At 44.4% G+C, this 14,547-nt stretch carries 12 protein-coding genes and 1 pseudogene; 3 read left to right on the top strand and 10 right to left on the bottom strand.

From position 1 onward, the window contains the following. Positions 1 to 367: 367 nt before the first annotated feature. Positions 368 to 2,089, top strand: a complete 1,722-nt coding sequence (locus BUB11_RS01135) for a methyl-accepting chemotaxis protein (protein WP_073027200.1) — start codon at positions 368 to 370, stop codon at positions 2,087 to 2,089. A 169-nt stretch (positions 2,090 to 2,258) separates the two neighbouring features. Here BUB11_RS01135 and dsrP read toward each other — a convergent pair whose 3' ends face one another. Both dsrP and dsrJ read right to left on the bottom strand, forming a co-directional pair. Further along, on the bottom strand, positions 2,259 to 3,413 hold the full coding sequence (dsrP, locus tag BUB11_RS01130; protein WP_073027198.1) for a sulfate reduction electron transfer complex DsrMKJOP subunit DsrP: 1,155 nt from the start codon (positions 3,411 to 3,413) through the stop codon (positions 2,259 to 2,261). Positions 3,414 to 3,473: 60 nt separating this feature from the next. Further along, on the bottom strand, positions 3,474 to 3,884 hold the full coding sequence (gene dsrJ / locus BUB11_RS01125) for a sulfate reduction electron transfer complex DsrMKJOP subunit DsrJ (RefSeq protein WP_073027196.1): 411 nt from the start codon (positions 3,882 to 3,884) through the stop codon (positions 3,474 to 3,476). 513 nt (positions 3,885 to 4,397) lie between these two features. Between dsrJ and BUB11_RS01120 the strand changes: the two genes are divergently transcribed. Further along, positions 4,398 to 5,126, top strand: a complete 729-nt coding sequence (locus BUB11_RS01120) for a hypothetical protein (protein WP_073027194.1) — start codon at positions 4,398 to 4,400, stop codon at positions 5,124 to 5,126. 396 nt (positions 5,127 to 5,522) lie between these two features. Continuing rightward, positions 5,523 to 6,221, top strand: a complete 699-nt coding sequence (locus BUB11_RS01115) for a C40 family peptidase (RefSeq protein WP_073027192.1) — start codon at positions 5,523 to 5,525, stop codon at positions 6,219 to 6,221. Between the two features lie 127 nt (positions 6,222 to 6,348). Here the strand turns inward: BUB11_RS01115 and BUB11_RS01110 are convergent, their stop codons facing one another. The 8 genes and pseudogenes from BUB11_RS01110 to BUB11_RS01080 all read right to left on the bottom strand — a co-directional run bounded on the left by BUB11_RS01110 (position 6,349) and on the right by BUB11_RS01080 (position 14,519). Then, the gene (locus tag BUB11_RS01110) at positions 6,349 to 7,059 is read right to left on the bottom strand and encodes a hypothetical protein (RefSeq protein WP_073027191.1); all 711 of its coding nucleotides are present in this window, start codon (positions 7,057 to 7,059) and stop codon (positions 6,349 to 6,351) included. Further along, a pseudogene (locus BUB11_RS01105) lies at positions 7,059 to 8,347 on the bottom strand (sulfite exporter TauE/SafE family protein). The gene BUB11_RS01110 and the pseudogene BUB11_RS01105 overlap by 1 nt, the downstream one beginning before the upstream one ends. A gap of 646 nt (positions 8,348 to 8,993) precedes the next feature. After that, positions 8,994 to 10,064 (bottom strand): peptidase, encoded by a 1,071-nt coding sequence (locus BUB11_RS01100; protein WP_073027189.1) that lies wholly within the window; start codon positions 10,062 to 10,064, stop codon positions 8,994 to 8,996. A 262-nt stretch (positions 10,065 to 10,326) separates the two neighbouring features. After that, entirely contained in the window at positions 10,327 to 10,533 is a 207-nt protein-coding gene (locus BUB11_RS01095; RefSeq protein WP_073027187.1) for a hypothetical protein, read from the bottom strand. 33 nt (positions 10,534 to 10,566) lie between these two features. Next, the gene (locus BUB11_RS27710) at positions 10,567 to 10,737 is read right to left on the bottom strand and encodes a hypothetical protein (protein ID WP_200797849.1); all 171 of its coding nucleotides are present in this window, start codon (positions 10,735 to 10,737) and stop codon (positions 10,567 to 10,569) included. A 37-nt stretch (positions 10,738 to 10,774) separates the two neighbouring features. Further along, positions 10,775 to 11,554 (bottom strand): prolipoprotein diacylglyceryl transferase, encoded by a 780-nt coding sequence (lgt, locus tag BUB11_RS01090; protein WP_073027185.1) that lies wholly within the window; start codon positions 11,552 to 11,554, stop codon positions 10,775 to 10,777. A 151-nt stretch (positions 11,555 to 11,705) separates the two neighbouring features. Then, on the bottom strand, positions 11,706 to 11,924 hold the full coding sequence (locus tag BUB11_RS01085) for a hypothetical protein (RefSeq protein ID WP_073027183.1): 219 nt from the start codon (positions 11,922 to 11,924) through the stop codon (positions 11,706 to 11,708). Between the two features lie 15 nt (positions 11,925 to 11,939). Further along, entirely contained in the window at positions 11,940 to 14,519 is a 2,580-nt protein-coding gene (locus BUB11_RS01080) for a heavy metal translocating P-type ATPase (RefSeq protein WP_073027181.1), read from the bottom strand. Positions 14,520 to 14,547 lie beyond the last annotated feature (28 nt).

Below are 14,547 nucleotides of genomic sequence, written 5' to 3'. Positions count from 1 at the left end.
TCTCCACCTGACTGAGTAGGGAAAAGCCTCATTATTTCGTAATCCTCTCAGATTATTACACCAATGGTTTTTATAACATAGTATAACAGCTGACGCAGTTAAGTAGTGAAAATAATATTAATTTGTCAAATAAAGTGTTGAAGTTGACATCACAATTCCCTAGTAAATGATTAATGATACTACACAATTATGAATTTCCTGTGAATGTGGAACAAACCATCGACCATTTGCTGCTCAGAATAAACCATTTTGCTGATAGCTGCTTTCTTAATAAGAAATTTTCTAAACAAATGCATGCAGGATAATTGTTTTCTCTACAGAATAATACATAATTAAGAGATTTGTAGTACATAAAGGAGTGAATTGTTTGAAATTGGAGAATAGAGGGCTGGGCTTCCAGGTCACAGTCTTGATGCTGTTTATTGCTTTGGCAGCAGGAGTGGTCGGAACTATCGGAATTTACGGGATGTATCAAATGAATGCTACTTCGAATATGGTTTATGAACAAGATGTCATTCCATTAAACCATCTCTCCGAAATGCGTTTCGCTGCCCAGGTCTATCGGTCGGATGTCGCTTTAGCAGTCAGTGCGCGCACCCCCGAAGAACGGCAGGTTTACTTAGCTGATATTATCGAGAAAAGTAAGGATATAGAAGAGCAAATGAGCCAGTATGAAGTTATTTCAAAGTCTGCCCAAGATTCAGATTCTTGGAATCAGTTTAAAGTCACCTGGAATGATTATGTAAATGCATCAAAAATTTCGATCAATGCCGCCGAAGAAGGCCGTATTGAGGATGCTAAAGCCCACATGTATGAGGTCGCCGGAACTAAACATCAGTTAGCTGGGGATACCCTCCAAAAGATAGTCGACTCTAAAATGGATGAGGTAAACATGCACAGTACTATGACCACCAACGAGATCTTCAAGAAGGCAACACGCGTTTCAGTCATTCTTGTTGTGATTGATGTCTTAGTTAGCTTTGTCATTGGCTGGTTTTTGAGCCGTGCACTTAGTAAGATGATGCGTAGTTTTGTACTCAATGCTAACGAAATCGCCTCAGGGGATATTGGTCGGAGGAAGAAATCCCCTTGGAAAGCTTGGAACCGTGAAGGTGCTGAACTGCTAAAAGCCTTTGACGATATGGGGCTCTCTTTGAGAGATACCATTACTAAAGTTGTCGACATGGCAAGTCAATTGACACGAACCGCTCAGGAAATGCGCTTAGGCGCCGAACAATCGGCACATGCGGCAGAACAGGTCGCCTCCTCGGCGAGTGAAATTGCAACCGATGCTGAACTGCAAGTCCAGGAGATGACAGAGAATCATAAACGGATAAGTCTAATGATCGATGAACTAAGCCAAACAGAACAAGATGCTGAAAAAGTAAGCCTAGCATCCAGTCGTTCCGCTGATCTTTCGCGCAATGGAAATATCGCCCTCGGACAAGTGGTCAAGCAAATGGATGAAATAGAGAGTCAAGTTCATAGTCTGAGCCAGGTGATTGGAGACGTGGATGAGAAGTCCAAGGAAATCGCTAAAACGGTGCAAATCATCGACAGTATTGCGCAACAAACCAACCTCTTAGCATTAAATGCTGCGATTGAAGCTGCACGTGCTGGAGAAAACGGTCGGGGATTTGCGGTTGTCGCTGAAGAAGTCCGCAAACTTGCCGAGCAAGTTCAAACTAGCTTGGTTGATATTTCTCAGCGAGTGCAGGAAATGCAACGGGCTTCTCGAAGCGCCCATCAAGGAATGAAAACTAGTGTGGATAGTGTCAATCAAGGCAGTACTTACTTAAAAGAAATATCCAATCAATTTACTGTAATCCTCAGTTCAGTAGAAGTGAGTGCTGGATTGGCGCAGGACATTGAAACCACCGTGCAGAAAGTACAACAGGACGGTGAACAAATCAAGATTGGCATGCAAACCGTCGTAAAACAAGCTGAATCCACCTCAACGGGCACACAGACCACAGCTGCCGCTGCAGAGGAACAAAACGCCTCTGTCGAGGAATTGTTCGCCTCGGCAGAAAGCTTAAACGATTTAGCTAAGGATTTGAAGCAGTTAATGGATTATTTTAAACTCTAATACCAATCAAATTTTAAAGATTTGAATGAGAATGTAGCATAGTCTGAGAAGCCAATATCTATTTTAGGAATGTAATACCAAGGAGTTTATAAGTTAAAAGTCTTTTCAGAAAACCAATAAAAGTTGACTAAAGTTTGTAACCTTAGTCAACTTTTATTCATTAAACTTCTTATTGTTCCCTTACCGAAATTGCAATCTTATAGAGGATTGTAAGGAGCAGGATCCCAATTGCATATACACCCAGTGTCACGGATATCTCGGTGTAGGTTATTACATATTCAGTGACTCTCTCAAAGGAATTTGGAATAAATCCGCCAATCACCAGACCCATTCCTTTGTCAATCCAATTAGCTACAATAATCGCTACAAGGGCGAAGGGCAAGATCTTATCGTTCTTTCGCGTACTCGGAAAAAGCAGCAATCCACTTCCTACAAAGGCAAGAATGGTGGCTGTCCACATAAACGGAACCAGTCTTGTCTGGCCGTCGAGCCCGACGAAGAGATACTTTAGGGGAGCCATGGCTTCCGGTATATTACTATAAAAAGCTGTGAAAAACTCCAGAACGTAGAAGAAAATATTTGCGACCATAGCATAGGTAACAATCTTGACTAGAGATTGTATTGCCCCAACGCCCGGGTCTGGTTCAAATTTACTAATCTTTCTTACCAATAAACACAAAAGAATCAGAATTGCTGGACCCGCTGCAAAAGCAGATGCCAGAAATCTCGCTGCCATTATTGCAGATAACCAGAGATGCCTTCCCGGTAGACCAGCGTATAGAAACGCTGTCACCGTATGAATACTGACTGCCCAAGGGATGGAAAGGTAAATGATCGGTTTTAACCACGCCGGTGTTGGGGTTCCTTTACTCTCAGCGCCAAGTGTCGTCCAGCCAATAAGGATGTTGAGCACGAGATATCCGAATAGGACCAACATATCCCAAAACATTATGGATTGTGGGCTCGGATAACGTATCACATTAAAGATTCGCAAGGGTTGACCCAAATCGACAATAATAAAGAGCATACTCATGATTACCGAGGGGATTGCTAAAAATTCACCGAGGATGACCATCTTACCAAATTTCTTAAAGTCATGCAGATAGTAGGGTAAAACAAGCATAACAGCAGAAGCAGCGACCCCCACGAGGAACGTAAACTGAGCGATGTACAAACCCCACGATACATCCCTACTCATACCCGTTAATCCCAGGCCATAGCTGTATTGATTAATGTAAGAGTAGAAGCCTACCGAAATGACAGCAAGTAAGAATAAAACCCATGTCCAGTATCGTCGACTACCTGTCAAAGCTCTTTCAAGCAAGATCCTCACCCCCTACCAGGTAGTAGCCGCTCTTTCTTAAAAACCGCCTTCTGATTATTCTCATTTCGTGGTGTCCTTTTGCCAAATATGGCAAGTCCAACAGTTCGGATTTACAGCTGTATGAGTATGGCATGAAACACAGAATTGCTCAGACTCTTTTGAGGCCGGATCAAAATGACAGTTTACGCAGGTTTGAAGATTATTTTCGAATGACTTTCCTTGACTATTTGTATATACCGTTTTGCCATTGCGCACGGCTTCCTCTCTCCATTGGCTCAGAAGTTTCATATGATTGGCCCTCATCCATTCCACAGGCTCGACACATTCCTTAACCGCTAGTTTCTGTATAGCGGGAGTATTAAGATTTATTACAGGTCCCGGGTTGGATTTCCCCATATTATAGAAAAACGGTATGCTCAGTAAAGCAACGAAGACAACAAGCGCCGCAATTATTTTTCCTCCCTTGTACATTATCCATCACCCTTCTTTTGCGTTGTTAGGATCACCCGTATAGTCTTTAGTCAATGCCCTCTCTTTATACGCCTTTCAGGAACCTGCAACCACAACATTGTTTCCTACATATTATCTCTAAAAATACAGTCGCTTATGTGGACTAAGTTCAGGTGCGATCACTATACAAATTAAAGTCGGGAAAAAGGCAAAAATTATCATCCCACTTTCTCAAGAAAAAGATGACTCCTGTACTGTGAAGCGCGTAATCATCTCCGCAAAAAAGGAATTCCTAAATAAGAACACTTTGAGCGATCTCCAAAATACTAATGCAACGTGAATCCTCAGAGTGAGACCGAGCCAGATTAGCAGGACCGTAAGAAAAATATAAGCATAGACCGAATAAAATTATTCCATACACCCCGTACCGCCCATGTATCACATGGTGTTCGGTGCTCATAAATAACTTATCTTAATAATCCTTGGTACACGTTGCGCAGCTCTTCATATATTGTAATGAAGGGGGCGTTTGTGATGTCCGGTAATCAGCCAGGAGGGCTTTGTGGAGAATCGCTCAATATGGGGATCTCCATATTCGCACCTATTAGTTCAGTGCACGGGAGTTCCTCTCTTTTATTTGCTCAACCTCTCTTAACAGGAAGTGTTTTTGCATCAGCCGCTGTTTTAATAGGCTCAGAATTCTTTCTCTTCATTGCAAATCACCTATTCCACCTTAAAAGCATACCTGTTCTTGATGCGAGGAATGGGCAAACAGTGCAAATGTCGCTTACTGAGCTTCAAGAATTCTTGCGGTGGATGGCAAACGGTATCGGCGTGTCTCAAAATTCAAACCGAGTAACTGATGGAGGAGACGGAAATGTACTTTCAAATGAGGCTGGACGGATAGATCATAGCACTGGCTTTCTAACTGTCACGTCCCCAGAAGCCCCCCTCACCGTTGCCATATATATATCTGCAAACTATTCGAATGAGCCATTCACGCCCAGTATTTCATTTTATCTCCCCATACTGGTTTTTCCAGGCATAAGAGGAGCGTTACCACTTCTCATACTGGGGTTGCTTGCTACAATCTTTGTGAGGGCGGTTGTGCCACCTGAATCTACGGGCGCAAAGCCACTTCCTAAACCCGAACCCGAACCTGAACCTGAACCTAGGACGCGGATGAATAATCCTTTAACCTATTCAGCAAATGATCTTCTGCAATTGCTCACTAAGTTCAGAAAAAATCTCGGGACAAAATAAGTAAACTTTATAATATATATTAAAAAGGCTTTCAGTGGCTTCTGAGTCCCTGCACACCAGTTGGAAGATTGAGTTGGGTCCTACTGACACTGCACTAAACCGCCGCACGGTGGCTCTTTTAAGCTCTAACTGAGATATATAATTCATCATATTATCCTTTCTGCAAAGTTTTCAGCCAAATCTGTCTCTGTGCGACGATTGGGCTGTTTTTATTTCCTTTCCTGGGCGTACAAATAAAGTTCCCCCGCACCCTCGTGCTTCGATTATTCCAACTTAAGACCAATTTGTTTAATCCATTATTCACAAGAAATTCATAAGTACTTCATAGTAAATTCATAAAGATATGATAACTTGAGCAAGTGGGTGACAACTTGTAATAAAAAAAGGAGATGCCACATGAAAAAACTCATTAGCTTGGTGATCCTTGGTGCGCTTCTTATGCTTGCACCAGCCCAAACAGTTCAGGCTGCTATCGGAGATACTTTGTTAAAGGTAGGAACAACCGGTTCAGAGGTTGTTCAAGTTCAAACCAAACTTAACTCCTTAGGTTATAACGCTGGTAAAGTCGATGGCATCTTTGGATCAAATACTCAAGGAGCTGTAAAAGCGTTCCAATCCGCTCAATCCTTAAGCTCAGACGGCGTCGTTGGTCCAATTACGGGTAATCGGCTTAACACTCTATATGCTACCAAAGTTAGTCAAAAAAGTAATACCCAATCCCTCCAAGAGAAAGCAAATGCTATTATCTCAACTGGTAAAAAGTATATCGGTATACCCTATTTATGGGGTGGGACATCTCCTGGGACAGGTTTTGACTGTTCGGGTTATGTTCAATATGTCTTTGCCCAAAATGGAATTTCTTTACCAAGGGTTTCCCGTGATCAATACAAAGTTGGAACTTCCGTAGACTTCAATAACCTCCAGCCGGGAGACCTAGTCTTCTTTTCCTTTGCTAAAAATGGGATTATCGATCACGATGGTATTTATGTAGGAAACGGTCAGTTCATCAACTCGTCCAGCTCCAAAGGGGTTACCATTTATGATCTTGGCCCCTATTGGAAATCTGTTTATGTTGGCGCAAAAAGTGTGCTCTAATCGTTTCCAGCAAATTAACTTGATTTAAATCGTTGGGGATACCCCTAAACGATAAAAGCTCAGACCTTGATAAAATCGGTCTGAGCCTTTCTTTATACTTATCAGTGGCATCCTAGCAATGCCTAATTTAAGACGTCTTCTTCGGCTTGGAAACGACAATACCTAGTCCATCAAATAAATAGAACAGTCCAAATCCGTACCACATGGTGTAGACAAGGTAGAAGCTGAGCAGAAAGGTGAGACTTAATTTATTCTCACGAACCTGCTTTATTTCAACGCCGTAGTAATTGTATGCCGGCTCAACGGCCTTTTGCAGCACTTTAATCAAGGCAGCTCCCTCTTGAAACTGTGATTTAGCTTTTAGTGAGGAGTCAATTTTCTTTAAAGAACTGTACCAGTTGTAGGTTGCTTCACGACCATCGTAACCATATTTGGTTTCCAATGATTTGCTATCATTGTGATACATAAAGTCACTGTCAGCCACTACGGAGCCTAAGATTTTGCCAAAATCTCCATCGATAGTTACCGAAGACTCATTAACAGTCGCGCTTACACCAGCCGCAGTGTACAATTTAGCCCATTTAAAGGCGTCTTCAGATGATGAAGCTTTAACGGTGAGGTTAATGTCTTTTCCAGTTTGACTCTCAGCAACTTCCTGAGCCTCCATGATAAAATAGGCAGAACCCTTAGACAAAGAGTTAAACATATCATCGGCGTATACCAGACCATTTCTGCCGTTACCGAAGTTTGGCGACATCATCCCAATGAAGACAAGCACAAACGTTCCAAGCAGTGCAAGGCCAATAGTAAAAGTCTTCTTGTTTCGAACTGCACTCATTAGGTAACACCTCCTTTGGTTGCCTTGACATTATTCTCTTCGGCAGACTCGGCCCGAAGCTTCGGGATATTCATGATAAACGTGCCTATGATCCAGGTGGCAAAAACGGTAACTAAGCCGAAGAATAGCCATACTCCAAGCGTAGTGATAACCCACCCGCCGAGGTAGATAGGGAAATATAGCCCATTTGAGATAATTTCTCAGGCAATGCAAAGAGTCTGTTGACAAAGCCCGCCAAGATGGCCAAGGCGTAGAAGGCTTTGATCTGACTACCTGGGACCACTTTCGTGGTGATGGCTCCGATTTGGATCCCTAGTAACGAACCCAGTAGCATACCCATGGCTAGTGTATAGAACACGTAACCGTAGACGGCGTATTGTGATATGGAACCGTAACCAGCTGTAAAGATAATTTGGAAAATATCAGTACCTACAGTTGTTGCAGTAGAGATCCCCAGTCCGTACACAAACATTGGGAAGGTGACGAAACCGCCGCCAACACCGAGAATGGAAGCTAAAAAGCCCGTTATTGCTCCGCATACTGCTACAAAGACGCCGGAAATCCTTCTCCCGCCGGGGACGACGTGCTCATCAAATTTAATCATCGGAGCAAGGTTAATGGCTTGCAACTTTGCTCCCAACGCTGGCATTTTCTCTGGGCCTCCGTGAGCGTCGCCACCTCTACTTTTCCTGGTTCTAAAATAATCGCTAAAAGCAAAAACGCCCAGGAATCCCAGCAGAACCACGTAGATGGAGCTTATTACTAAATCACTTATTACAGGGTTATAGTTAAATAACGCACGATTTAACTTACCGCCCCCTGTGACCCCCAGTCCAGAACCAACTAAAAAGGCGATGGCTAGACCCACATGAACGTTACCCATTTTTTTGTGTAGTGTGGTGCCCATGATGGCCTTTGCAAAGATGTGAAACATGTCAGTCCCTACTGCTAGGATACCCTTTACTCCTAGGCTCATCAGCGCAGGGGTGATGACAAAGCCTCCGCCTGCCCCTATGGCACCTGTGATAAGACCAGCAATGACACCCACGGCTATTGAGCCGTAAAAAGTTGCAGGTGAAAAAAAAGACGGGCCGAAGGCTGATTTGCCTCCAATAAAGGCCGGCAAAGTAGATGCAGCGTGGACCATTGCCGGAATGAGTAGGGGCAGGGCCATTATGAGCAGTATCAATAATTTCTTGCGATTTTTAATAATTTCAAAAGAAGTTTCGATCTCCCACTGGGCATGCGCCCTGGAGGCATACATAAAGGAGTTGTATAAATTTCTCATTGTCGTGTTTCCCTCCTCCATTTTAGTTATTACGTGCCCTCACACGTCCTCACTTTTCAAAAGCTCTGTGATAATAACTTGTCACAAATTTTTTTGCGATAAGTTATAGGTTTGCCTTTTTTCTTGATGAGGTATCCATTTAACTTAATAGCTAAACTGATCGTAAATTCCCCAAAACTTGTGATTATAAGAACAAGGCAAGGATTCCTTTCGCCTTTTCAGCTACTAAATCTTGACATGTTCCGGTCCCTATCTATCAATTATATATAGGCTTTCGGCATTTGCCGTGGCAGTTGGGACAAGGGTTTCCTTTAAACAACTTTATAGCATTCCTCCTATATTTGTGGGAGGTTTTTTATCCTACAAAATTGAAAAGTAACGGCGGATCTTCGTCATTGCCTACAAGTGATGCGAAAATTCACAGTTACATAATTAACCCAGTTAACTTTGCGTAAAACATAAACAATAATACTTAATACCAAGGCTTAGTGTCCATAACATTGAACAATTTTAGACTAGAATAAGACAATAACAGTACTCTCTCCATACATTTATTCCTTGTGTTCAATCGGCATAAACGTGCCAAAGGGCAGTTTCTCCCTGAAGAAGTCACTGCCCTTTAGTTTATCGTTAGCTAATTCCCTTTTTACTTTGCATCAATAGTTTTAATAATGGGTCCCTGCCAGTTTTCAAGCCAAACCTGGCCTGTGTATCCATTAACGTTAAGTTCGGCGTAATCCTTGCCGTCTTTTTGAACCATGAACTCATAGTACCCAGGCGCTAGCTCCGGTTTTCCGATTGAATATCCTTGACCCATTTTAGTTACGTACTCTTGAGCGCTCTTCACAGCCTGTTCTTCACTGACCGTAACCGTCCCAGTGTTTCCCCAATTCATAGGTCCGTATTTGGTGTTCCACATAATATTGGGACCCATTTCAGTTATGATCTGTCCGCCCTTTTTGTAAACAAACACTTCATAGGCTTTAGCTCCTGTCGCTCCCTCTTTGAGCTCTACTTCAAATCCATTTGCAAATTCATGAAGTTCGCCCACGACAACATCCTGGTTAGTTTTTTGAGTATACGCCTTCGTAATGGCTACTACTTGATCCGATGTGGTGACTTCGCCGTTTGTTAGATCAATACCTAAGCTTTTTGCATCATAACCACCGCCCATCATGCCATAGCCTCCACCGGTTCCAGCAACACCCTGTCCACCCATCACGCCATAGCCTCCACCGGTTCCAGCAACACCCTGTCCACCCATCACACCATAGCCTCCACCGGTTCCAGCAACACCCTGTCCACCCATCATACCGTAACCTCCACCGGTTCCATTAGCACCCAGGCCACCCATCATACCGTAACCTCCACCGGTTCCATCAGCACCCTGTCCACCCATCATACCGTAACCTCCACCAGTTCCAGCAGCACCCTGTCCTCCCATCATACCGTAACCTGCTCTGTAGCCATTGGACTCCGGAGTAGTAACTGTATTCGATTCATTGGTCGGAGAAGACGGTGTTTTAGAATTTACCTCGCTGCTTCCCAAGGTATCATTGACAGTTCCTTGATTTTGAGTTGTAGCAACAGTTGCTACACCCAATGTTTGTCCGACGGATTGGGCGGCTACTGACCCAGAGTTTAGGGCGAAAGCCGTACCCGAAAGCGCCATCACGCCTGCAATTGATAATCCAACAATCCATTTTTTCTTATTCATCATATTTCCTCCTTAATTTTACCCAAGAATATTTTCACAACTACTCTGACTTCATGTCTCAAAGTATATCTAATCAATTCGAATAAGCTGTGAATGAGTTATGAATTTGTTATGAATTTTACGCTCGGGTTCAATAAAAGCATGAAAAGGCATGGAGGAAGTCATGACGAAGGGACCCTGATTGATATTCAGAATCCCTCTGTCCATTCACGCATTAACAGTTTCGGTTATTCTTAATTAAAGAAACGATGTGTTTAGTTCGTTAGGTAGGAGATAATGAGGCTTGGTTACTAAACATTCTGAGCATACATATCATTACAACACGATCGCCCTCTACCAGGATGAGCTCCTGTTCCACTTGATTCTGGGTAAGATATCTTTGAGCGTCGGAAAAGATCTTTCGTGCATCAATGATACTTTTGTATTTTCCTACAATGCCGTTTGACTTCTTCCCCTTCAAGATGAGCATCGATCATCGTCCTTTCGCAGGCTACCTTTCGAATTACTTCTTTTGTTCAAAGGATATGGGATCTTTAGTCCCCAGCTTTTCCTGTTGATCCTTTTTATCCTGTTGATGTCCTCCGCAGCACCCACCCGCACCTCGTCGATGCATAAAGAACATCAGTCCGAAGATAAGAAAATACCATCCATATTGGTTTAAGAACTCTAACATAACGATTCAGCCTCCTTCAATTTTATATATCATTAATCTAGTTTTTCGCAGTCCTCGTTGACAACGTCAATACAGCGGCAGAAACAAGGGCTATAACAATCATCCCCATACTACTCCATTGTGCTGAAGTCCAGTTGAATAGATAACGTGCGCCATCCCCTCGTAAAAATTCTAATCCAAACCGTCCCAGTGAATAGAGTACAATATAGCTGACAAAGAGGATACCCTTCGGCAGTTTGAGCCAACGCGGAAGGATTAAGATCAGAGCAAAAACAATCATGTCCCATTGCCCTTCCCATATCTCTGCTGGCCATAAGGGTTCGCTTCCATAAGCCTCATAAGCCGGAGTACCTGGGGGATAAACTAGGCCAAAGCCTTGGTTCGTCGGACTACCATAGGCATCCCCATTAAGAAAGCAAGCAATTCTTCCCAGCCCTTGCCCCAAGATAATCCCTGGGGCGGCAATATCAGCCATTTTCCAAAAATCAAGCTTATACTTACGAGTATAGATCCATCCCACTATGAAAGCGCCAACCAAACCTCCTTGAATAGCCATGCCTCCGTGCCATATCATGAAGCTTTCGACGAGATGGAGAGAATAGTACTCCCACTCGTAGAAAAGGACTTGCCAAACACGGGCTCCTATAATGGCTCCGATTACAGCAAAAAGAACCAAGTCGATAAGGTGCTGGCGGTATTCCTTTTCAGAAAAGGCCAAATGATAGGCTACCCCTAAGCCAATTAATATCGCTAGGGCAACCACTACACCGTAAGATCCAAGAGAAAATCCCCCAACACTGAATAAAGTTTGCAGCAAACCTCGTTTCCTCCTTCAGAACAGTTTTAAAATCAAAGTTAGTTTACTAACTATTCCTCTATCATTTGGACAGTTCTATGACCTGTTTTTGCCACTTAAACCTGGATAGATGTCATAAATAACACTGTCACTTCTTGAGCATCCACATTCTTTATCCCATGACCTTCTTCTTTATCACCGGAATGACGATCGGCATAAAGACAATCATACTCAGGATGAAAACCCAAAACATGCCGCCAATTCTGGCCACAGCAGTATAGGTAGTTCCGTTCACCCACGTGATGACCAGAAATATAAGGGTTATCGCCAGCGAAAGCGCAGTATAAACCACGAAAGACTTCCTAGCGGCTTTTGCTTCTAACTCGTTCATAGTAAAACCTCCTCCTTAGCGTGCTGTTTGTGGTTGGGGTACCGAGTGCGCACTGGTTTTTAACTGGTCCTTACGGAACGATGGTTGGTAGCGTTTTAAAAGGAGTGTGTTCATCGTTACCGATACCGAACTCATGGCCATAAAGAAGGAAGCAAGTTCCGGGCTAACTAAAAACCCTGTGAATGGATACAGGATACCCGCTGCTAAGGGGATCCCTGTGATATTGTAAACGAAAGCCCAGACCAGGTTTTGTTTAATCTTGCGCATGGTAGCTCTCCCGATTTCAATGGCTCCTACTACATCGCGGATATCACTCTTGATGAGGATAATATCGCCTGTTTCTTTGGCAACGTCTGTACCGGAACCAATGGCAATTCCCACGTCGGCCTGAGCTAAGGCTGGAGCATCGTTGATCCCATCCCCAACCATGGCTACTTTCAGACCTTTCTCCTGAAGCTTGATTACTTCGGCGGCCTTATCTTGGGGCAGCACTTCTGCAAGCACTGTCGTGATTCCCACTTGCCGGGCGATGGCTTCTGCCGTCCGACGGTTATCCCCGGTAATCATCGCGACTTGCACACCCATTTGCTGCAAGCGTTCCACGGCTTCTTTAGCATTTTCCTTGAGGATGTCCGCCACTGCGATGATCCCAGCAGCCTTACCGTCAACAGCGATCAGCATAGCAGTCTTGCCTTCTTCCTCGAACTGTTCCATTTTTTGGTTCAAGTTTCCAATATCGATCTTCTGCAGCTTCATCAATCGGCGGTTTCCCATCAAGATTGTCTGTCCTTGATAAGTTGCTCGCACACCATGTCCCGGTATCGCTTCAAAATCATCTGTATCTCCAACAGACAATCCTTTTTCCTTGGCCCCGCGTACAATCGCTTCACCTAATGGGTGCTCAGATGGCTTTTCCGTGATCGCTGCCAGCCTTAACACATCATCCTGGGCAAAGCCCGCTGTCGTAAAGACGTCAGTCACAGCAGGTTCCCCTTTGGTTAGCGTCCCGGTCTTATCGAAAATAACCGCATTCAGCTTGCTGCTGGATTCTACTGCATCGGCCCCTTTGAATAAAATACCGTTCTCCGCCCCCTTACCCGTACCGGCCATTATTGCACTGGGGGTAGCCAAACCGAGAGCGCAGGGGCAAGAAATGATCAAGGTCGTCACTGACAAGAGCAGGGCGAAACCAAAGACACCGACTTCCGCTAAGCTATAGGGCGAGAAAACAAACTGGCTTGTCGGTAAGAAATAAGCATCGTAACCAATAAAGAACCAGAAGAAGAAGACTATCAAAGCGAGGACATGTACCCCAGCAATGAAATGACCAGCTACAAAATCCGCTAGTTTTTGGATGGGGGCCTTGGTAGCTTGGGCGTCTTCCACCATTTTGATGATTTGGGCCAGAGCGGTTTCGCCACCAACTCTGGTTGCCTTGAATTTAAAAGAACCCGTCTTATTTATGGTAGCACCAGTGACCTGTGATCCGGCGCGCTTTTCCACCGGCATGCTTTCCCCGGTGATCATCGCTTCATCAACCACTGAATAACCGTCGGTAACTTCGCCGTCCACCGGTATGCTTTCCCCGGGCCGCACAAACACAATATCCCCGATCTCCACCTCATCGACGGCAATCTCTACTTCTTCACCATTGCGGATCACCCGCGCTGTTTTGGCCTGCAAGCTCATCAGATTGCGGATCGCCTCCGAAGTTTTACCCCGGGTGAGCGCTTCCAAATAGCGCCCTAAAACGATGAATGCAGTCAGCAAAGCGGCTGACTCGAAAAAAGCAGCTCCCCGCCCGCCAAATCCAGCATCGGGCCAAAAGGTATTGATGGTGGCAATAAGATAAGAGGCCCCAATCCCTGTTGCGTAGAGTAAGTTCATATCCGTGGCGCCACGTTTTAGACCGTTCCAACTGTGTTTAAAGAACTGCCAACCGGGAATAAAGGCGATCGGTGTAGTCATTGCCCAAAGAACATAAACATTGCCCAGAAACTCTGGCACAAAATAAGGGAAAATCCACATATCCCGGAACATACCAATCATCACCAAACTGGCTAATGGCCAAGCAATCCACATATTGCGAGTCTGGAACCGAAGTTCCTTTTGCCGCGCCTCTTTCTCTCGGTCTAACGCTTCCTGGCCTGTTACCTTCTCGCTAGCTTCATAACCCATAGCTTGGATCTCTTTTTTGATCCGGGTTTTATCCACGGCTCCGGGGTAAAACTTTATCTTGGCTGACTCAGCCGGTAAATTAACGACCACAGAGGTTACTCCCGGCATCCCCTTGATAGTCTTTTCGACTTTAGCGACACAAGCCGCACAACTCATACCGCGCACCGTGAGCAAGACTTCCTCCTCCGGCACCTCGTACCCGATGTCTTGAATCATCTTAACCATCTGGGGGACTCCGATTTGATTACTCTCATAAGTCACAGCCGCCTTACCCGAAAGCAAATTCACATGCACTTCTTGCACACCGGTCATGGTTTTTAAGGTTTTTTCCACTTTTGCCACACAAGCGGCACAAGTCATACCCTGTACCGGCAAACTTACCTGAGCCAAATGTTCGCTTCTTGTTGTTTCACTCATAACGTTTCCCTCCAACTAGCAATCTGTT

The sequence above is a fragment of the Desulfosporosinus lacus DSM 15449 genome, from assembly GCF_900129935.1.
GTDB lineage: Bacteria > Bacillota > Desulfitobacteriia > Desulfitobacteriales > Desulfitobacteriaceae > Desulfosporosinus > Desulfosporosinus lacus.
Note: the sequence above shows the minus strand (reverse complement) of the source record. Positions and strands in the feature narration are given on the sequence as shown.

Excerpts from the sequence above, each read along its gene's own strand:
- dsrJ (WP_073027196.1), bottom strand. The coding sequence starts at position 3,884 with ATGTACAAGGGAGGAAAAATAATTGCGGCGCTTGTTGTCTTCGTTGCT.
- BUB11_RS27710 (WP_200797849.1), bottom strand. The coding sequence starts at position 10,737 with ATGTTAGAGTTCTTAAACCAATATGGATGGTATTTTCTTATCTTCGGA.
- BUB11_RS01080 (WP_073027181.1), bottom strand. The coding sequence starts at position 14,519 with ATGAGTGAAACAACAAGAAGCGAACATTTGGCTCAGGTAAGTTTGCCG.
- BUB11_RS01120 (WP_073027194.1), top strand. The coding sequence starts at position 4,398 with ATGTCCGGTAATCAGCCAGGAGGGCTTTGTGGAGAATCGCTCAATATG.
- BUB11_RS01110 (WP_073027191.1), bottom strand. The coding sequence starts at position 7,059 with ATGAGTGCAGTTCGAAACAAGAAGACTTTTACTATTGGCCTTGCACTG.
- BUB11_RS01085 (WP_073027183.1), bottom strand. The coding sequence starts at position 11,924 with ATGAACGAGTTAGAAGCAAAAGCCGCTAGGAAGTCTTTCGTGGTTTAT.
- BUB11_RS01115 (WP_073027192.1), top strand. The coding sequence starts at position 5,523 with ATGAAAAAACTCATTAGCTTGGTGATCCTTGGTGCGCTTCTTATGCTT.
- BUB11_RS01100 (WP_073027189.1), bottom strand. The coding sequence starts at position 10,064 with ATGAATAAGAAAAAATGGATTGTTGGATTATCAATTGCAGGCGTGATG.
- BUB11_RS01095 (WP_073027187.1), bottom strand. The coding sequence starts at position 10,533 with ATGCTCATCTTGAAGGGGAAGAAGTCAAACGGCATTGTAGGAAAATAC.